Genomic DNA, 18,614 nt, shown 5'->3' on the forward strand with positions numbered 1-18,614 from the left:
CCAGCGAAACATGGACGGACCGTTGGGGAGGCGGATGCCTGTTATAGTCCGGCGACCTCCTTGTGCCGCGGACAACTCAGCAGATGATCGTTCACCATCCCCACCGACTGCATGAAAGCATAACAGATAGTGGTACCGATAAAACGAAAACCGCGGCGTTTGAGTTCCTTGCTCATAACGTCTGAAAGCGATGTGGAAGCCGGTACCTCCTCCAGGGTGCGCCAACGATTCTGGATCGGCGCACCGTCAACGAAGGACCAGAGGAAATCGGCCAGTCCCTCCCCGGACTCCAGTTCCAGGACGGCCCTGGCGTTGTCAATGGTCGCGGCCACCTTGAGCCGATTCCGCACGATACCCGGATCCGCGAGCAATCGGCTTGTATCCGCCTCGTTATATCCAGCAATCCGTTGCACATCAAAATTGTGCAAAGCGCGTCGGTATCCCTCACGCTTGCGCAGGATAGTCAGCCAGGAAAGGCCCGCCTGAGCGCCCTCTAAAATAAGCATTTCATACAGGTGGCGAGGATCATGGGAGGGGACGCCCCACTCCTCATCATGATAGCGCTGATACTCTTCATGCCCAAGACACCATGGACAGGGTTCCATCTTGCTCATACTTCATCTCCTGGGCAGTCAGATAGCGCTTGCTATCCAGCTCATGGGTAATGTGGAAGAGTCGATCGGCCCGGCGCATCAGGCGAAGAGCCGCGCCAGCTTCGCCCCCGGATCCTCGGCCCGCATGAAGGCCTCGCCTACAAGAAAGGCGTTGACCTGGTGACTGCGCATCAGGGCCACGTCCTCGCTTGTGAGAATGCCGCTCTCCGTCACCACGATCCTGTCGGCCGGTATCCTGGGCAGTAACTCAAGGGTGGTATCGAGACTGACCTCAAAGCTGCGCAGATTGCGGTTGTTGATGCCGATCAGACGATTCTCCACCTGCAAGGCCCGCTGCAGCTCCTCTGCATCATGCACCTCGATCAAGACATCCATACCCAACTGCCGGGCCAGATCGTTCAGATCCTTGAGTTGTTGGTCATCCAGGCAGGCGGCGATGAGGAGAATGCAATCCGCACCAATCGCCCGCGCCTCATACACCTGGTAGGGATCGATAATGAAGTCTTTGCGGATCACCGGCAGCGTGCAGGCGTCCCGGGCCTGCTGCAGGTACTGGTCGCTGCCCTGAAAGAAGTCGATGTCGGTCAGTACGGAGAGGCAGGCAGCGCCACCCTTGGCATAACTCAGGGCGATCTGCGCAGGTTGAAAGTCCTCTCTCAATACACCTTTACTGGGTGATGCCTTCTTGATCTCAGCGATCACACCCGCCTCACCAGCCGCCAGTTTGCGGGCGATCGCATCGGCAAAGCCCCGCGGTTCGGAAGCCTGGGGCAGCGACGTCTCCAGCTCGGCGATGGAGCGTAGCGACAGCCTGTCGGCGATCTCCTGGCGCTTACGCCGGGTTATCTTCAGCAGAATATCGGGGGTAGCGCTCATGTTCAGTCAAAGCTCTGGGTCAGGACCACCAGGCGATCGAGACGGCTCCGCGCCTCACCGCTGGTAATGGCGTGATTGGCCTTCTCGATACCTTCCTCCAGGCTCTCCGCCAGACCGGCAGTATAGATCGCGGCCCCCGCATTGAACACCACGATATCCCGAGCCGGCCCGGGATTGTCTTCCAGTAAACCGCGGATCATGGCCAGACTCTCTGCGGCATCGTTGACCCGGATGGCATCCAGGGAACTGCGCTGCAGGCCGAACTGTTCGGGGTGCAGGGTGAATCGCCTGATCCGGCCATCTTTCAACTCTGCCACGTCTGTGACATCTCCGATACTGATCTCATCCAGGCCGTCACGGGAGTGAACCACCATCACATGCCGGCTTCCCAGACGTTGCAACACCTCGGCCAGGGGTTCGAGCAAGTCGCTGTCGAAAACACCCAGCAGCTGATTCGGTACCCCTGCCGGATTGGTCAACGGTCCCAGGACATTGAAGATGGTACGCACACCCATCTCCTTACGCGGACCGATGGCGTGTTTCATCGCACTGTGGTGGCCTGGAGCGAACATGAAACCGACGCCGACTTCACGCACACACTGCTCCACCTGCTGTGGCGACAGGTCGAGCCTGACACCCGCGGCCTCGAGGGCATCGGCACTGCCCGACTTGGAAGAGACCGAACGGTTGCCGTGTTTGGCCACGTGACAGCCGGCGGCGGCAGCGACGAACATACAGGCGGTGGAGACATTGAAGGTGCCGGAGGCATCGCCCCCGGTGCCGACGATATCGACGGTGTTGGAAAGATCAGCGATTGAGACGCCGGAGGCCAGCTCGCGCATCACCGAGGCCGCGGCGGCGATTTCGCTCACCGTCTCCTCCTTCATGCGCAGACCGACCAGGAATCCACCGATCTGGGCCGGGGTGGCATTACCGGTCATGATGTTGCGCATCACCGCCGTCATCTCGTCGGCGGTGAGATCCTGACGGGCCAGGACTTTTTTTATCGCTTGCTGCATCTCCACGGGGGGTCTCCTTTTATTCGTTCAGGAGTGAATCTATTGCAGTCCGCGAATGAACGCAAATGAACGCAAATTTTTCTTCTCTGGTTGCCAGGGTCCACCATGGGAGTGGACAGTATCTGGCAGAGCATTATGACCATGGTGTAGGGTGGGGCCTGCCCCACTAATTCAGGCCTATTGTCGGGTTTTTTTGGTGGGGCAGGGCCCCACCCTACAAGCTGCTCCCTATTACCTGGCACAGAAGCCCCCGGCACTCTTCTTTCGCAACAGCGGCATGGACGCCGCGGTAGCCCCGTCGGCACAAGGAAGTGCTGTCGGGGCGGCGGAGAAAGAAGAGTGTCGGAGGCTGGTGGTGATGGAGGGGGACTAGTCCACGAACGGTGCGGCAAGTCGCACCCTACATCTGCCCCACCGAAATGACTGTCTGTTCGTATTGGTGGGCCATGGGAGTGGACAGTATCTACAAGCTGCTACCTATTGCCTGGCACAGAAGCCTCCGGCACTCTTCTTTCGCAGCAGCGGCATGGACGCCGCGGTAGCCCCGCCGGCACAAGGATGTGCTGTCGGGGCGGCGGAGAAAGAAGAGTGTCGGAGGCTGGTGGTGATGGAGGGGGACTAGTCCACGAACGGTGCGGCAAGCCGCACCCTACATCTGCCCCACCGAAATGACTGTCTGTTCGTATTGGTGGACCATGGGAGTGGACAGTATCTACAAGCTGCTACCTATTGCCTGGCACAGAAGCCTCCGGCGCTCTTCTTTCGCAGCAGCGGTATGGACGCCGCGGTAGCCCCGTCAGCACAAGGAAGTGCTGTCGGGGCGGCGAAGAAAGAAGAGTGTCGGAGGCTGGTGGTGATGGAGGGGGACTAGTCCACGAACGGTGCGGCAAGCCGCACCCTACATCTGCCCCACCGAAATGACTGTCTGTTCGTATTGGTGGACCATGGGAGTGGACAGTATCTACAAGCTGCTACCTATTGCCTGGCACAGAAGCCTCCGGCGCTCTTCTTTCGCAGCAGCGGCATGGACGCCGCGGTAGCCCCGCCGGCTCAAGGATGTGCTGTCGGGGCGGCGGAGAAAGAAGAGTGTCGGAGGCTGGTGGTGATGGAGGGTGACTAGTCCACTAAAAAAAGTTACCGCCCCTCGACGAAATTACGCAACAGATCGTGCCCGTGACGGGTGAGGATCGATTCGGGATGAAACTGCACTCCCTGGATCGCCAGCTCCTTGTGCCGTACCCCCATGATCTCATCCATCCCTCCATCGACCTCGGTCCAGGCGGTTATCTCGAGGCAGTCGGGCAGGCTCTCCTTCTCGATCACCAGGGAGTGGTAGCGGGTCGCCTCGAAGGGATTCTCCAGACCGCTGAAGACCCCGGTGTCTGCATGCAGGATGGGGGAGGTCTTGCCATGCATCACCTCCCGCGCATGCACGATCCTGCCACCGAATGCCTGGCCAATGGATTGGTGGCCAAGACAGACACCCAGGATCGGTATGCGGCCGGCATAGGTGCGGATGGTCTCCACGGAAATGCCAGCCTCGTTGGGTGTACATGGCCCGGGAGAGATTACGATCCGGTCGGGGCCGATGGCATCGATATCCTTCACCCCGATCTCATCGTTACGCACCACCTTGACCTCCACACCGAGCTCGCCGAGATATTGCACCAGGTTATAGGTGAAGGAGTCATAATTGTCGATCATTAATAACACAGCTATGTCTCCTTATCACAGGCATGCCGGTCGAGCCCGGCTTCCGCCAGGGCCACGGCACGGAATACCGCCCGTCCCTTATTCATGGTCTCCTTCCACTCCAGCTCGGGTATGGAGTCGGCAACGATACCGGCCCCCGCCTGGATGTGCAGGATTTTGTCCTTGATCACCGCGGTTCGGATGGCGATGGCGGTATCCATATTGCCATTCCAGGAGAGGTAACCCACCGCGCCGGAGTAGACCCCCCGCTTCACCGGTTCCAGTTCATCGATGATCTCCATGGCGCGGATCTTCGGCGCCCCACTCACCGTACCGGCCGGGAAGGTGGCCCGCAGCACGTCGATGGCGCTCATACCGTCGCGCAACTCCCCGATCACATTGGAGACGATATGCATCACATGGGAGTAGCGCTCCACGATCATCTTGTCGGTCAATTGCACGCTGCCGATCTTCGCCACCCGGCCGGTGTCGTTGCGCCCGAGATCGATCAGCATCAGATGTTCGGCTAGCTCCTTGGGATCGGCCAGCAGCTCCGCCTCCAGGGCCCGGTCCTCCTCTTCCGTATGTCCACGCCGGCGGGTCCCCGCGATGGGGCGGACCGTGACCTCCCCATCCTCGAGGCGGGTGAGGATCTCCGGTGAGGAGCCGACGATATGAAAATCGTCCAGATTGAGGTAGTACATATAGGGTGAGGGGTTGAGCCCGCGCAGAGCCCGGTAGAGATCGATGGGCGGCGCCTGAAACGGAATCGACAGGCGCTGCGAGACTACCACCTGCATACAGTCGCCCTCGAGGATATACTCCTTGATCCGCTCCACCGCCTGTTTGTAACCCTGCTCGGTAAAGCCGGAGACGAAATCGGACTCATTAATGGTTCGCTCAGGACCGCAACTCTCCCGGGGTATGGGCTGCCGCATGGCGTGGACCAGCTCGCGGATGCGCGATTCGGCCGATGCCAGGGTACCACCCTGAGAGGGATCCACATGCACAATCACGAACATCCGCCCCGACAGGTTGTCGAACACCACCAGTTCGTCGGAGACCATCAACAGGATATCCGGAGTCCCGAGTAGATCGGGATTGGGACACTGGGCCAGTTTGGGTTCGATATAGCGGATGATGTCGTAACCGAAATAGCCCACCAAACCCCCATTGAAGCGCGGCAGGTCCTCTACCTCGGCGGCCTTGAAGCGCTGCTGGAAGGTCTCGATCCAGGCCAGGGGATCATCCACCTGGTGGGATTCAGTCACCTCGCCATCGGTCACCACCTCGATCTGCAGACCCTCTACCCTGACCTGGGTATGGCAAGCGAGGCCGATAATAGAGTAGCGCCCCCACTTCTCTCCCCCATGCACCGACTCAAAGAGATAGGAGTAGGGGCCATGGGCCAGCTTCATATAGACACTGAGGGGGGTGTCGAGATCCGCAAGGACCTCACACACGACAGGTATGCGGTTGTAGCCCTGTTGCGCCAGGGCGGCGAACTGTTGGGGGGTCATTTTCCTCTCCACACAAAAGACCAGACAACGGGATTTAACGGGTTGGTTCGGGAATCACCAACGCCATCGCGCGCCATACATCAAGGTCGTGTCGTGTGAAAGCAGGGCCATTTCAAATCATCTACTGTGAATAGTCGGGGTTAACCATAATCAAAACTTGGTCCGAGCTCAAGCGGCATTTTCCAGCAGGGTGCGAATCTCGATCAACGAATCGAGCACCGCATCCGGATTGTAGTGCCGGATATCTTCGCCATGATTGTAACCGTAACTCATGCAGACAATCTGAAAACCCGCTGCACGGGCCGCCTTCACATCGCTCTGAGAATCACCCACCATCAATGCAGCGGAAGGATCCGCTGACAGCTGCTCCGCCGCATGCAACAGGGGCATCGGATCGGGCTTCTTCTTCGGCAGGGTATCACCGGCGACAACGATCTCGAAATCGTCATGCACACCCAGGTCCCGCAGCAGCGGCAGGGTGAACTGGGCGGCCTTGTTGGTGACGCAACCCAGGCGGTAACCCTGCCCCTTCAAGTAGTCCAGCCCCTCGCGGATACCGGGATAGAGCAGCGATCGCTTACTGGTATTCTCTGCATAGAGTTCGAGAAAGATAGGATAGGCGCGTGCGAATTCCGCCTCCTCAGGTTCACCATCCAGCCGGCCGATGAGAGCACGGCGCACCAGACGCTCCACCCCGTTGCCTACCCAGTCCCGCACCTTCGTTTCACCGTGGGGCGGCCGGCCCAGCTGTTTCATCATCTCATCCACGCAATAGGCCAGGTCAGGCACGCTGTCGACCAGAGTGCCGTCCACGTCGATGAGGATCATTTCGGGTTTTTTAATCATGACCGGGTACTCTCAAACGGAAGAGGTCCGCGAATGAACGCAAATAAACGTAAATGTTTTTTAATATGTAGGGTGCGGCTTGCCGCACCGTTTATGTCAGAACCGACCTGTCAATGGTGCGGCGAGCCGCACCCTACGCATTAACCGATCAATCATTCTTTATTTGCGTTCATTCGCGAACTAATATTTCATTCAATCAAACCTTGGCCATTTCGGCCTTCATCTTGCCAACGATGGTGTCGTAACGGTTGGCATCCCCCGCTTCCGGGAAACCGAAAATGCCTGAACCGGCGACGAAGGTATCGGCACCGGCAGCCTTGATCTCGGCGATGTTGTCGACCTTGACACCACCGTCGATCTCGAGGCGGATATCCAGACCGGAATCATCGATCATTTGGCGACACTGGCGCAGTTTATCCAGGGTGGCCGGGATGAAACTCTGACCGCCGAATCCCGGGTTGACCGACATCAGCAGTATCATGTCGACCTTATCCAGCACATAGTCGAGATGGGACAGGGGGGTGGCCGGATTGAACACCAGGCCCGATTTACAGCCCTCGCTACGGATCAGCTGCAGGCTGCGGTCGACATGCTCGGAGGCCTCCGGATGAAAGGTGATGTAGGTGGCCCCGGCCTTGGCGAAGTCAGGAATGATACGGTCCACCGGTTTGACCATCATATGCACATCGATATCGGCTGTGACACCATGCTTGCGCAGGGCCTCGCAGACCAGCGGACCAATGGTCAGATTGGGCACATAGTGGTTGTCCATGACGTCAAAATGTACGATCTCCGCACCGGAGGCGAGGACGTTATCCACCTCTTCACCCAGCTTGGCGAAATCCGCTGACAATATTGATGGTGCGATCTTATCGGATTGACGGGCCATGATTATTATCTCCTACGGTTCAACTGGCTGTGGCCTGGCGCAAATCCAGATTATCGCCACAGATACCAAAAAAAGGGAGGCCACTTTACCCCAAAGCGCCGGCATTTTCAGCATTCCCCTTCACAGGGCTATTTTGTGGATCAAACAGAGGTCAGCGGACCCGACCCTGGCGTCGAACAATACCCCTTCACCGAACCCCGTTAGCGACGCGGATTGTAGAGCAGAGTAGACTGGGTCCGATTGCCAGGCGTAAGGAAATTCCCATGAATCGATACCGCTGCAGCCCCATATTGGCCTCAAGTCGTACCCTCCCTGTCGCCATCCGCCGGTTGCTCCTGCTACTGATCGTCTGCATGGCGGAATTTACGTCGGCCGCCAATCTGAGCCGTGAATTGCGCATTGCGGAAGAGTTGGCGGCCGGGGTGACTGAGGGCAATCCGGTCTGGCTTGAAGCAGACACAGTCCGCTTTCTCGCCTTGCATATCCAAACCCCTGCCGCTGAACGACTGGGGGGAGTCATTCTGCTTCACGACAGCAACGGCCATGCCGACTGGCACGAGGTGATCCAACCCTTGCGGCGGCAGCTCTCAGAACGGGGCTGGGATAGCCTGTCGATCCAGACTCCCATCTCCGATGATCCATCAGACCCCGCCGCCAGCAGCTCGCTGATTTCCTTGAGCACACCGCGCATCCAGGCCGGCATCGACTTCCTCAACAGTCGACAGATCGATCAGACAATCCTGATCGGGCATGGTTTGGGGGCAGAAATGGCTCTCAATTTCGCCACTCAGCAGGGGAACAGAATACGGGCCCTGGTCGCTATCGGGGTGGCGCTCAGTGCTGAGAATAGAGAGGATCCGGTGTTCCAGGCCATAACCGGAACAGAGATACCCATCCTCGATATCTTTGGCAGCCGTGACCATCCTGCCGTTGTTGGCAGTGCCACCCTGCGGCGTGGCATCGCTATCAGGAATGGGCGTGATCAATTCCGTCAGGACAAGGTAGCGGGTGCCGACCACTATTTCAGCGGTATGCAGGATGAGTTGGGTCATCGGATTGCCGCCTGGTTGAAGCGGGCCGCAGGCCAATGGCGAGCTAAGCAGCCCCCATCAGCACCCTAATGGGCCTGACATGGAAGCGGGTCTCACCAATCAGGCCATCCCCCTGGCCTCTTTGACACGTTCATAGGCCTTCTTGATCTCATCCGTCTTTTGCGCCGCCATCTTCATCATCTCCTCGGGCAGCCCCTTGGAGACCAGCTTGTCGGGATGGTGTTGGCTCATCAAGCGTCGATAGGCACGCTTGACCTCCTTGTCGGTCGCCGCTGGTGTGACGTTGAGGACGTCATAGGCATCCTCGAGGGTCGGGCCTTGCGCCCTTGATGGCGCACGATCGCCTCCCGTACCGGCATAATGAGACTGGGCCCGTATCATTCGTTCCAGTCTTCTGAAGGTAAATTCGGAGATATTCAGCAGCGAGCAGATGTGCAGCAACAGGGACTCTTCCGCGCTATCCATACGCTTGTCCGCATAGGCCGCCTGGATCTGGATCTCCAGAAACATCTGGATCAGGGTTTGGCGACGATGACACTCCAGGCGAAACTGCTCCACCACATCGTCGAGCGGGAAGTCCTCAGCTTTACCCTCGTTGAAGAGGTGGATAGCAGTCTTGCGCATTTCACTCGAAAGTGACATCTGCGCCATCAGGGCTTCGGCGAGTTTGATCTCGTCTGGGGAAACGCGACCATCGGCCTTGGCCAAGTGTCCCAGTACGGAGAAGGTGGCAGTGAAGAAGGCGGTCTGGACCCGTTCCTGGTCACCCGGTCCCCAGCTGACCTGGTCATCGGGCAGCCCCTGCAGGCCCTTATCGAAGCGATGGCCAAGGGCAGCGCCCAACACCGCACCCAAGGGTCCACCCAGCACAAAACCGAATGCACCACCTACCAGTTTACCCCACCAACTCAAAGGCTTACCTCTATACGCAACAGCTTCTCATTAACCCAAGCCGTCACTATACATTAACCCAAACCTATTTTCCGTGGATATATTGCTCATCGCTGAAGGAGTAGACCCAGGTGGGACAGAACACCACCATCAGGGTGATCACCCAGCCGTTGACCAGGGCTTCCGGGAAGAACATCAAGGGAAAAAATGGCATCACCGTGACCTTCAGCTCTGCCATGGTGTAGGCGCCGCTGAGAACCAACAGTTGCATCGCCAGATAGCCACTCACATAACCGACCAGCCAAGCGGTAAAAAAACCGTTACCCAAGACATAGACAAAGAACTGCCTTGGCAACCAGCTGCGTATCAATATCAAGGATATCTGCGAGAGGGTGATCGGAACCAACGCCACGGTCAGGAAACTGACCACATAATACTGCCACCCATAGCCTGCATTCACACATACAGCCAACAGGGCGAGACTGGCCATAATGATGGCCATTGACCAGCCAAACATCAGGGTTATAGCGGTAACCCCAAGCAGATGGAATGAGATCCCCGGTTGCAGCTGGGCACGAATATGCCAGAGCACGATCAGGGCAACGATCGCACCTAAAAAGACATGTAACTGCCCTTTACGGGCGAGTCGACTCCAGGGCGCCATGCGTAACGCATACAGCAGTACCACACCATACAGGCCGGCGATCCACCACAACAGGGCACCGGAAAAAAGTTCACCATCCAGCTCCATCGCGATTCAATCCTTTTTACAAAGCGGATTTCAGTTATGCTGTTAGTCAGCAAAAACCGAAACCTCGATATTGGGTGTTAGGCCCGCCAACCCGACCACAATAGCAGGGGAAGACTCCCGTGAAATACCGCCCGCTCGGCCACACTGACATTAAGGTAAGCGCGCTCTGCCTGGGCACCATGACCTATGGTGAGCAGAACAGTGAATCTGAGGCCCATGCTCAGCTCGACCGGGCAGTGGATGCCGGTATTAACTTTATCGACACAGCCGAGATGTATCCGGTTCCACCCAAGGGGAATACCCAGGGGCTGACCGAACGCTATATCGGCACTTGGCTTGCCCGTCAGGGTCAGCGCGATCGCCTGATCATCGCCACCAAGGTTGCCGGCCCGGCGGATTGGTTAAGCTACCTGAGAGACGGCAATCTCCATCTCGACAGAGTCAATATCGAGGCGGCAGTGAATGAGAGTCTGCAACGACTACAGACAGATTACATTGATATCTATCAGCTCCATTGGCCGGATCGTAGTACCAATTACTTCGGCAAGCTCGGTTACCAAGCAGTCGAATCCGAGCAGATGACACCGATCCTGGAGACCCTGCAAGTATTGGATGATCTTAAAAAGGCGGGAAAGATACGCCATATCGGTGTCTCCAACGAGACCCCATGGGGATTGATGCGCTATCTGCATCTGGCCCGGGAGCACGATCTGCCGAGGGCGGTCTCAATTCAAAACCCCTATAACCTACTGAATCGTACCTTCGAGATCGGACTGGCTGAGATCGCCCATCGCGAAGGCTGCGGTCTGCTGGCCTACTCGCCAATGGCATTCGGGGTACTTTCCGGTAAATATCTCAATGGGCAGCAGCCGAAAGGGGCTCGTCTGACCCTTTTCGATCGTTTCGATCGCTACTCCAATCCGCAAGTTCAACGGGCGACCGAAGAGTATGTCGGGCTGGCACAGCAGGAGGGCCTTAATCCCGCACAAATGGCATTGGCATATGTCACGAGCCGCCCTTTCGTCACCAGCAACATCATCGGTGCAACCAGCTTGGTACAACTTGATGAGAACCTTGAAAGTATTAACACCAGTCTATCCAAAGAGGTTTTGCAGGGGATCGAAGCAATCCATACCCAACAGCCCAACCCAGCCCCTTAGACAGATGGTCAATTGATAAAAATGCAGAATCGCAATGGTAATAAACCACTTTCAGAGCCATAATCGAACTATCCCCGGGGATAAACATATCTAGCGGAGACCCATAAAAATGAACTCACCGAGAATCCAAATTGGCGCCTGGTTTAAAACAGTCGATGGTGACAATCTCGAGGTTGTGGCCTTTGATTTGGACGAGGGTGTCGTGGAGGTCCAGTTTTATGACGGAACCGTGGAAGAGTACGACCTGGAAGACTGGAAGGAGCTGGAGGTCAAACCCATTGCACCACCGGAAGACTGGTCAGGTTCTTATGACCTCTCGAAAGACGATTATGGTGTCGATCTGGACCATCCGGCAGGTGAAATCATCCCCAATCCACTCGATAATCTGGAGGATACGGAGTAATCGAGTCTTCAACCCTTTTTTTCCTACCGTTGAAAACCCCCATCCAGACCCGCATAGTGAAACCAAAGGCTTAGTGCTCACGTAAGTTATTGTAAGGATGTGAAATCCTGGCGATAACACCGAAATTGAGCCTGAGTAGTTAAAGTTAGCTATACCCACGCCGCTAAATTAAGTAACGAACCCCCACTGAGACGTGGTGCAGGAGGTGCAAAATGAAGAGAGTCTACGACATGAGTACAGGACAGATCGTTGATAACGGCCTGACTGATGAGACCACGCAACTTATTGCGCCTGACGCATCCGTTCCAGCACTACAACTCCAGTTGGTGACAACTGAACAGCGTACAGAGAGAGAGATTCCGCCCGAGTTGGTCCTGGCGGACTTAAACGCCTTCCTTGACGAAATGAGCTGATGGGATAAGAGCCTTTCTCTCTGTACCACCCAAAACCGGGTCTTCACGACCCGGTTTTTCTATCCAGGATCACCACAACCTGGCCTGCCTCCAACCTGACTTCTACGGGCTCGAGCGCATCACCTGCACAGGGACCGCGTAAACAGTAACCGTCTTCCAGTCTGAACAGGGCACCGTGGGTAGCACACTGAATATAGCTGTTACTGAGATCAAGAAATTGATCCGGCTGCCATTCAAGATTGACACCGGTATGGGGACAGCTGTTTTTATACGCCATCAGAAGTTCGCCGCGACGCACCACGAATAGGGCCACACTCCCACCCTGTGACTCCAGGACGAAACCTCGGCTTCCCGGATCTCCAAGGGTTGAGATATCACACAGCGGATGACGCTCAAGCAATGTCCAGCCCCCGACGTCCACACTTTTCGCCGGCCAGACGAACCGCTCTGCCTAATACCTCAGCGGGTTCAAGGCCCGCCTGCAAGCCGTCTATCACGCCGGCATTGAAGACATCCCCCGCCCCCAGGGTATCGACCACCCGCCCCGGCTGATATGCCGGCATGTGCAGGGTATTTCCATCAACCGTCTGCAGCCAGGCACCATCCTCGCCCCAGGTTGCAAACAGCATGACCGAACCCGGGCTTGTACCTATCGCTTCAAACAGATCCAGCGCATTCTCATAGCCATGGGAGGAGGCATAGGCCTTGGCGATAATTACAACATCTGCCAGCGGTATGAGCCGCTCGATGTCTGTCCTGGGTTTTTCGATCTCCAGGGAGATGGTCGCGGATGGTGCTGCAAGTCTGGCATGTCTGAGCATCGGCTCATACACAGCCGCCTCTCTCCCTTCAAAATGGATCCAAGCGTAGTTCGCAAGATCGATCTGTTCAAAGGCCTCGATCCCGTACTCCGGAAGATCCCGGTAATGAACGATGGTTCGCGAACCTGTGGCCAGACTGGAGAGGATATAAGAGGTCGGTGTGAAACCTTCAGGCTGAATCCTTGCCCATTGGGTATCAACACCCTGCTGTTGCAAGTCACGCAGGATCAATCGACTCGACTTATCATCGCCCAGCACGCCTGCCCAGCTGCATTGGTGACCCAGTTGACTCAAAACCACCAGGGTATTGGTGGCATTGCCACCACGGCACTCCTGATGGGAAGTGGCGCGCAGCTCATCATCCTCATTGGGATAGACTGGAACACTGTTGATGATATCAAGGGTCGCGCCGCCAACCGCAAGCACCTGCATAATTATTTACCCGGCACTTTGAGAGGGTAGTTTATTTCCTGCGAAACAGACGCCCCAGGGATGTGCGTTTCGAGTCTGGACCTGTACTGCTCTTTTCTGTAGATGACGGCCGGGGCGATTCGTTGCGCATGATGGAATCATCTGCCAGATGGCTGTTGTCATACTGCTCTGAAGACAACTCCAAACCACCGGCCTTTCTGAGTAACAGTTCCAGCTTACGTTTTAACTGATCCACCTCTTTGTCACGGTCCTCGATGGCATCTTCCAATGAGCGGCACTGACTTTGCGACATCTTCAGCAGGTGATCTTTCTCGTTAATGGACTGTTGTAGTGAGACCTTCTCCTGGCGGCTGGCCTGGAGTGCCGCCACTTCATCAACATCGCGATTTTCTGATGTACCGAGACGGGACTTCGCAGCATGTAATTCACTACGCATATGCTCCAGATCCGCTGCTGCCTGACGACGCACCATATCCAGCTCTGTGCGTAGCGCATTCACCTGTTCGTCTACACCGAAAGACTGTACATCCTGGATCTGCTCCACATAGGTCTCGATAACGCTACGCAGTTCGCTCACTTCACGGCGCATCTTGCTCGCTTCAGCCTTGGCGCCATCACGTTCCCGCTCATACCTCTCGGCCTTGTGACGCAACTCCTCCATCTGACCCAGCAGATCATCCGCCAGACTGGAATCGGATACCTGCTCTCGCATGCCACTCATTTCAGAGTGTAAATGGTCATTCTCATTGACCATATCTGTATATTGATTACGCATCTCCGTAAGCTGCCGGGTCAGGCCCTCCTTCTCCTTGGTGAGAACTTCGAGATCCTCTCCCAGCATCTCAATCGCCGTCTCCTGAACATCACGCTCCCGTCGCAAGACATCCGCCTGGCGCGCCATTTTCTCCGATTTCTCACGCTTCTTCTTCTCGGCTTCCAATTCCAACCGGAGTGCATGCACTTCGTTTTCCACATCGTCACTAAGCTGGCTCTCCATCTCCATCTGGACTTCACGCAGGCCCTCCACCTCGCGTTTAAGCGTCTTGATCGTCGCTTCCGCCTTGCGCAGCGCGTCTCTACTCTCTTTCACTTCGCGCTTGTCGACCATCCGCTCCGCCCCTTCGACCGAAGCCGCCAGGGCGATATGCAACTCATCCATTTCAGCCTGCTGCTGCCCGATGGTCTGCTTCAACTCCTGCTCGCGCTGCCGGTAACTCTCGGTCTCTTCCCGGGCTTCTCCTTGGAACTGTTCCAGTGCCTGCTGACTCTCCTGTAACTGCTGCTGCAGCGTCTCAAGATCCTGCTCTTGTTGTACAACAGTTTGAGAGAGCGTCTTCTCCTGCTCTTCATGTAGCTCGCTACGCTCATTCAATCCCAGTAGTTCTTGCCGCTGTTGCTCCAGCTCACTGTTGAGATCGAGGAGCTGTTGTTCCAGGGATCTCTTTGTCTCCAGCAACGCCTTGTGTTCCGTATCCAGCTCGGCATAGGATGCCGCAACAGACTCGGCTGACGCCTGCTCAGCCGTCAACTCCTGTTGCAGTTTTTCAACTCTTTGTTTCTCCTCTGCCAAAGTCGCTTCAGTGCCTTCCCGGTATTGCTGCAGTTCAGCCTGAACCTCATTGAGCTGCTGCTCCAAGCCACTCTTCTCTGCAGTCAATTGCTCTTGGTTGGTCTCCATCTCCGCGCAAACCTGGTCCATTGACTGCAGGGATTGCTGCATCTCAGCCTGGGCCTCATTCAGCTGCTGTTCCAATCCACTCTTCTCTGCAGCCAGTTGTTGTTGCTTGGCCTCCATCTCTGACCAAGCCTGGTCCATTGACTGCAGGGATTCCTTGGTCTCCTCCAGTGCTTGTCCCAACTGCTCTGCCTGCTGAGTCTTTTCATTGATCTGCGCTTCAGCGACCTGTATACGCTCCTGCAACTCAAGCTGCTGTTGATCCTGCTGTTGCTGCAACTCGCTCTGCGCCTGCTCGGCACCCTGCAGGGATTCTTGCAATGCGGTCAGTTGCCGCTCAAGGGATTGTTGCAGCTGTTTCTTTTCTTCCAACTCGACACTGCTCTGATTCACCGACTGTTCAGCGGTCTCCAGAGATTTTTTGAGGAATTGAGCGGTCTGATGCTCCTGCTCCAGCAGCGCCTCGAACTCAACCCGCTTTTCTTTTTGCTGCTTGGCTTCCGCCTCTGCCTGCTGTAATTGATCTTTAAGTGTTAACAGTGCCTCATGGGAACGGGATGTGATCTCATCCTCATGTAGCTGCAATGCATCCAACTCCTGCTGCAACTGCTGTTCCCTCTCCTCGGCTTGCTGATGTGCCTGTTCGAATGCTTCCAGTTTCTGCTCTAGCTCGGATACCTCACCCGCATGACTCCCTGCCTGTTCATCAAGGGAATCCTGCAGCTGCTTGGCCCTGGCTTCCGACTTCTCAAGATCTTGCTCGCGACTCGTCAGCAGCTCGTCATTCTGATGCTTCTCCTGTCTGAGCTGATCCAAGGCGCTTCTGGCCTCTTCAAGATCACCACGCAGGGACTCCATGGCGTTGGCATACTGGGCATCCGCATCGTTGCCTGCCTGGCGTACCGCTTCGAGTTCCTTCTCCAGACCGGTTCTGCGGTCATCCAACGCCTGCAGTTCCTGCTGCAGGGAGATGACCTGCGCATGTTCCTCGCCATAGCGCTGTTGCAGTTCATCATGCTCGCTCTGAAGGGTGCCCTGGGCCGACTCGGCAGCTTCCAGTTGCTGTTTCAGCTCCTGTTGAGTCTGCAACAGACCGCTGACTTGACTTTCCGCCTGTTGTGCAGATTGCTCTACTCGCTGGTTGGATTCCTGCAGCTGATCCTGCAGTTCGGAAACGACCTGCTGATGTTCGGCCTGCTGATGCTCCAACTCCGATTGAAGCTGAGACAATTCATGCCGGGTCGACTCCAGTCTCTGTTCATGCTCAGACGCCTGCTGCTTGCGTTGCGCCTGTTGCTGTTCCAGATCCGCTTGGGTCTTAGACAGCTCCTGCTGGGCAGACTCAAGCTTATGCTCAAGCTCGGCTGCCTCTGCAGTCAAATCCTGCTGGGTCTGTTGCAGCGATTCATTCAACTGATCACGCTGTTCCGCGATTGCCTGCAACTCGTCTGACTGCTGCTGATGTTCGGCTTGTTGCTGTTCCAGCGCCGACCGGGCCTCAGACAGTTCGTACTGGGTGGATTCCAGTTTCTGCTCAAGCTCTGCTGACTCTGCAGTCATGTTCTGGTGAGTCTGTTGCAGCGATTCGGCCAACCGATCGCGCTCTTGCGTGATCGTCTGTAACTCGTCTGACTGCTGCTGATGCTCGGTTCGATGCTGCTCCAATTCAGACTGGACCTGAGACAGCTCCTGCTGGGTCGACTCCAGTCTCTGTCCAAGCTCAGCCGCCTCGGCGGTCATATTCTGCTGCGTCTGCTGCAGCGATTCGGCCAACTGATCACGCTCATCCGTAATCGTCTTTAATTCGTCTGCCTGCTGTTGGCGTTGAGTCTCCGTCTCCTGGAGATGCTGTTGCAGTTCATCCCGCTCCTTGAGGACGGATTCATGCTCATGGGTCGATTGAGCATGAAAGGTTTCTGCCTCTTGTTGGAGTTGGGAAATCTCGCTCTGTAATACCTCAATCTCTGCGTTGAGTTGTCTCTCGTTTCCTTCTTGACTGGATTGCAGCTGCTTGAGTTGTTCACGCAACAAATTGCTCTGGTGGGATGCTTGATCATGACTCTTCCTGGCCCCGTTCAGATCGGCCCGGGTCGTATCAAGTGCGTGTTCCAACTCATCGATCCTTTCCTGCAGCACCTGCCTTTCAGCCTCCAGACCCTCCCCCTCCGCAAGCCTGGATTCCGCCATCGCGAGGGCCTTGCGCAAGGAGTCGACCTCCTGCTCCAGGGCATGCGCGTTTTTTGCACCCTCCTCGCCTGTTTGCATACGATTCTTGGCCACCGCCAGGGCCTGGCGCAGGAGTTTGATTTCGGTATGCCGCTGTTCCAACTCCTGTTCGAATTGACGGTGGGCTTCCGCCAACTCCTTCTGCAGACGATCTACCACCGATTGAGGGACACCGGTTCCCTCGGTGGCGTCAGCGGCTTCATCCGATTCACGGTTGAAATCGATGACATTGTTGCTGCCTGCCGGATCCCCTTGTTTATTGAAGCCCGCGATCTCAGCGATCTGATCCCAGTTGCTTTCCACAACGAAGACCTCTGCGCCGCGCTCGGTCAACAGATATGCGGCTGTGGCGGATTGACCGACCTCCTCACCATACACAACATAGGCCCGATCGAGGGTAAGGCTGGAGGCTTGAAAGCGTAAGGAGAAAAATGGCAGGTTGATCGCACCGGGAAGATGCCCCTCCTCATACTCCTCCGGGGTACGCACATCCAGCCAAAGCGCCCCCTTTTCGATCATTGCGGCCGCCTCCTTGAAATCGATCGATCTGGAGAGGGGCTGTTTGACCAACTCAATGAAATCATTCTTGTTTAATCGTACCAGTACGCCATCTGTCGTCATGGTGACCGAGCTGCCACGGGGTTTGTTGGAGATCAGGGCCTCCTCGCCAAATCCTTTGCCGGCACGCAATATAGCCAGCTCTACCGGGGCATGCCCGGCCTCAGGGGTGCGCGAGACGTTACATTCTCCCTTACTGATGAGATAGAAGTAGTCTCCCTCTTCCCCCTGGGTGATGATTTCAGCCCCTGCTTTGACCTTGATCTCCTCCATCCGCATCATGACACGCTGCAGATTAGCCGGGGGTATCTGTTGAAATATGGGTGACTGCAGCAGCAGGGTCATCCAATCGTCGCTGCTCGGCTGCTCGATGTCCTTCACTTCATAGCTCGCACTGTGGCTTCGTGCCAGCATATCGCTGAGTAAACGGCTGTCGACACGGACGAAACTGACGTTGGTTCTCGCCTGTGCGGAGTGCTTTCTTGGCAGCTGGTGAGCCAGGGCGAAACGCGCTGTAGGCGTTCCACTGCTGATCAGGTCCATCTCCTTCTGCCCGGACAGCAGGGCCACTGTTCCGGAGAGCAGATAGACATTCTGGTGGTCTGTATCCCCTTCGCGAAAGAGGTAATCACCCTTTTTGGCCTTCTCAATCGCAATCTGGCTCAATAGATGTCCGAGCTGCTCTTCTGAAAGCGTGTTCAGAGGCACCAGATTCTTGAGTAGGACGTCATCGTTTTTACTATCGGGCACGGCCATTCTTAAAATGCTCAGGAATT

At 56.4% G+C, this 18,614-nt stretch carries 20 protein-coding genes; 8 read left to right on the forward strand and 12 right to left on the reverse strand.

The features are described from left to right. Positions 1-41 precede the first annotated feature (41 nt). The 3 genes from R2K28_RS18930 to trpD form a co-directional block, all read right to left on the reverse strand. Positions 42-614, reverse strand: coding sequence for a DNA-3-methyladenine glycosylase I (locus R2K28_RS18930; RefSeq protein WP_316366926.1), 573 nt, complete (start codon positions 612-614; stop codon positions 42-44). A gap of 78 nt (positions 615-692) precedes the next feature. Further along, entirely contained in the window at positions 693-1,490 is a 798-nt protein-coding gene (trpC, locus tag R2K28_RS18935) for an indole-3-glycerol phosphate synthase TrpC (protein WP_316366927.1), read from the reverse strand. 2 nt (positions 1,491-1,492) lie between these two features. Beyond that, complete coding sequence (gene trpD / locus R2K28_RS18940; protein WP_316366928.1) at positions 1,493-2,515, reverse strand: anthranilate phosphoribosyltransferase; 1,023 nt, start codon at positions 2,513-2,515, stop codon at positions 1,493-1,495. A 190-nt stretch (positions 2,516-2,705) separates the two neighbouring features. Between trpD and R2K28_RS18945 the strand changes: the two genes are divergently transcribed. The 4 genes from R2K28_RS18945 (at position 2,706) to R2K28_RS18960 (ending at position 3,629) form a co-directional block, all read left to right on the forward strand. After that, positions 2,706-2,882: a hypothetical protein gene (locus R2K28_RS18945; protein WP_316366929.1), complete on the forward strand. Its 177-nt coding sequence runs from the start codon at positions 2,706-2,708 to the stop codon at positions 2,880-2,882. Positions 2,883-2,948: 66 nt separating this feature from the next. Next, on the forward strand, positions 2,949-3,131 hold the full coding sequence (locus tag R2K28_RS18950) for a hypothetical protein (protein ID WP_316366931.1): 183 nt from the start codon (positions 2,949-2,951) through the stop codon (positions 3,129-3,131). 66 nt (positions 3,132-3,197) lie between these two features. Then, positions 3,198-3,380, forward strand: coding sequence for a hypothetical protein (locus tag R2K28_RS18955; RefSeq protein ID WP_316366932.1), 183 nt, complete (start codon positions 3,198-3,200; stop codon positions 3,378-3,380). Between the two features lie 66 nt (positions 3,381-3,446). Continuing rightward, the gene (locus tag R2K28_RS18960; RefSeq protein ID WP_316366933.1) at positions 3,447-3,629 is read left to right on the forward strand and encodes a hypothetical protein; all 183 of its coding nucleotides are present in this window, start codon (positions 3,447-3,449) and stop codon (positions 3,627-3,629) included. A 14-nt stretch (positions 3,630-3,643) separates the two neighbouring features. On the opposite strand, the gene R2K28_RS18965 is transcribed toward R2K28_RS18960, so the two are convergent. From R2K28_RS18965 to rpe, 4 genes are all read right to left on the reverse strand, one after another. Next, positions 3,644-4,222 carry an anthranilate synthase component II gene (locus R2K28_RS18965; protein ID WP_316366934.1) on the reverse strand — a complete coding sequence of 193 codons (579 nt, stop codon included), beginning with the start codon at positions 4,220-4,222 and terminating at the stop codon, positions 3,644-3,646. Positions 4,223-4,224: 2 nt separating this feature from the next. After that, entirely contained in the window at positions 4,225-5,721 is a 1,497-nt protein-coding gene (gene trpE / locus R2K28_RS18970) for an anthranilate synthase component I (protein ID WP_316366936.1), read from the reverse strand. A 168-nt stretch (positions 5,722-5,889) separates the two neighbouring features. Then, entirely contained in the window at positions 5,890-6,567 is a 678-nt protein-coding gene (locus tag R2K28_RS18975) for a phosphoglycolate phosphatase (RefSeq protein WP_316366937.1), read from the reverse strand. Between the two features lie 196 nt (positions 6,568-6,763). Beyond that, complete coding sequence (rpe, locus tag R2K28_RS18980; RefSeq protein ID WP_116448641.1) at positions 6,764-7,456, reverse strand: ribulose-phosphate 3-epimerase; 693 nt, start codon at positions 7,454-7,456, stop codon at positions 6,764-6,766. A gap of 263 nt (positions 7,457-7,719) precedes the next feature. Between rpe and R2K28_RS18985 the strand changes: the two genes are divergently transcribed. Further along, entirely contained in the window at positions 7,720-8,577 is an 858-nt protein-coding gene (locus tag R2K28_RS18985; protein WP_316366938.1) for a DUF3530 family protein, read from the forward strand. Positions 8,578-8,607: 30 nt separating this feature from the next. Here the strand turns inward: R2K28_RS18985 and djlA are convergent, their stop codons facing one another. Together djlA and R2K28_RS18995 are read right to left on the reverse strand one after the other, a co-directional pair. Then, positions 8,608-9,420 carry a co-chaperone DjlA gene (gene djlA, locus R2K28_RS18990; protein WP_316366939.1) on the reverse strand — a complete coding sequence of 271 codons (813 nt, stop codon included), beginning with the start codon at positions 9,418-9,420 and terminating at the stop codon, positions 8,608-8,610. 64 nt (positions 9,421-9,484) lie between these two features. Continuing rightward, positions 9,485-10,150 carry an energy-coupling factor ABC transporter permease gene (locus R2K28_RS18995; RefSeq protein WP_316366941.1) on the reverse strand — a complete coding sequence of 222 codons (666 nt, stop codon included), beginning with the start codon at positions 10,148-10,150 and terminating at the stop codon, positions 9,485-9,487. Positions 10,151-10,269: 119 nt separating this feature from the next. Here R2K28_RS18995 and R2K28_RS19000 point away from each other — a divergent pair, with 119 nt between their 5' ends. From R2K28_RS19000 to R2K28_RS19010, 3 genes are all read left to right on the forward strand, one after another. After that, positions 10,270-11,310 carry an NADP(H)-dependent aldo-keto reductase gene (locus R2K28_RS19000; protein WP_316366942.1) on the forward strand — a complete coding sequence of 347 codons (1,041 nt, stop codon included), beginning with the start codon at positions 10,270-10,272 and terminating at the stop codon, positions 11,308-11,310. A 109-nt stretch (positions 11,311-11,419) separates the two neighbouring features. Then, complete coding sequence (locus R2K28_RS19005; RefSeq protein ID WP_316366943.1) at positions 11,420-11,713, forward strand: DUF6763 family protein; 294 nt, start codon at positions 11,420-11,422, stop codon at positions 11,711-11,713. Between the two features lie 212 nt (positions 11,714-11,925). After that, positions 11,926-12,126, forward strand: coding sequence for a hypothetical protein (locus R2K28_RS19010; RefSeq protein WP_116447108.1), 201 nt, complete (start codon positions 11,926-11,928; stop codon positions 12,124-12,126). 43 nt (positions 12,127-12,169) lie between these two features. Here R2K28_RS19010 and R2K28_RS19015 read toward each other — a convergent pair whose 3' ends face one another. The 3 genes from R2K28_RS19015 to R2K28_RS19025 are packed head-to-tail and all read right to left on the reverse strand — an operon-like array spanning position 12,170 to position 18,594. After that, positions 12,170-12,526, reverse strand: coding sequence for a Rieske (2Fe-2S) protein (locus R2K28_RS19015; RefSeq protein WP_316366945.1), 357 nt, complete (start codon positions 12,524-12,526; stop codon positions 12,170-12,172). After that, positions 12,519-13,379, reverse strand: coding sequence for a PfkB family carbohydrate kinase (locus R2K28_RS19020; protein ID WP_316366946.1), 861 nt, complete (start codon positions 13,377-13,379; stop codon positions 12,519-12,521). Before R2K28_RS19020 ends, R2K28_RS19015 begins: the two co-directional genes overlap by 8 nt. A 31-nt stretch (positions 13,380-13,410) precedes the next feature. Further along, positions 13,411-18,594, reverse strand: a complete 5,184-nt coding sequence (locus tag R2K28_RS19025; RefSeq protein ID WP_316366947.1) for a cyclic nucleotide-binding domain-containing protein — start codon at positions 18,592-18,594, stop codon at positions 13,411-13,413. Positions 18,595-18,614 lie beyond the last annotated feature (20 nt).

Origin of the sequence: Candidatus Thiodiazotropha sp. CDECU1 (assembly GCF_963455295.1) — a bacterium.
In the GTDB taxonomy this organism is placed as follows: domain Bacteria; phylum Pseudomonadota; class Gammaproteobacteria; order Chromatiales; family Chromatiaceae; genus Thiodiazotropha.

Excerpts from the sequence above, each read along its gene's own strand:
- R2K28_RS19020 (WP_316366946.1), bottom strand. The coding sequence starts at position 13,379 with ATGCAGGTGCTTGCGGTTGGCGGCGCGACCCTTGATATCATCAACAGT.
- R2K28_RS18930 (WP_316366926.1), bottom strand. The coding sequence starts at position 614 with ATGAGCAAGATGGAACCCTGTCCATGGTGTCTTGGGCATGAAGAGTAT.
- R2K28_RS19010 (WP_116447108.1), top strand. The coding sequence starts at position 11,926 with ATGAAGAGAGTCTACGACATGAGTACAGGACAGATCGTTGATAACGGC.
- R2K28_RS18995 (WP_316366941.1), bottom strand. The coding sequence starts at position 10,150 with ATGGAGCTGGATGGTGAACTTTTTTCCGGTGCCCTGTTGTGGTGGATC.
- trpC (WP_316366927.1), bottom strand. The coding sequence starts at position 1,490 with ATGAGCGCTACCCCCGATATTCTGCTGAAGATAACCCGGCGTAAGCGC.
- R2K28_RS19025 (WP_316366947.1), bottom strand. The coding sequence starts at position 18,594 with ATGGCCGTGCCCGATAGTAAAAACGATGACGTCCTACTCAAGAATCTG.
- rpe (WP_116448641.1), bottom strand. The coding sequence starts at position 7,456 with ATGGCCCGTCAATCCGATAAGATCGCACCATCAATATTGTCAGCGGAT.
- R2K28_RS19005 (WP_316366943.1), top strand. The coding sequence starts at position 11,420 with ATGAACTCACCGAGAATCCAAATTGGCGCCTGGTTTAAAACAGTCGAT.
- R2K28_RS18985 (WP_316366938.1), top strand. The coding sequence starts at position 7,720 with ATGAATCGATACCGCTGCAGCCCCATATTGGCCTCAAGTCGTACCCTC.
- R2K28_RS18975 (WP_316366937.1), bottom strand. The coding sequence starts at position 6,567 with ATGATTAAAAAACCCGAAATGATCCTCATCGACGTGGACGGCACTCTG.
- trpE (WP_316366936.1), bottom strand. The coding sequence starts at position 5,721 with ATGACCCCCCAACAGTTCGCCGCCCTGGCGCAACAGGGCTACAACCGC.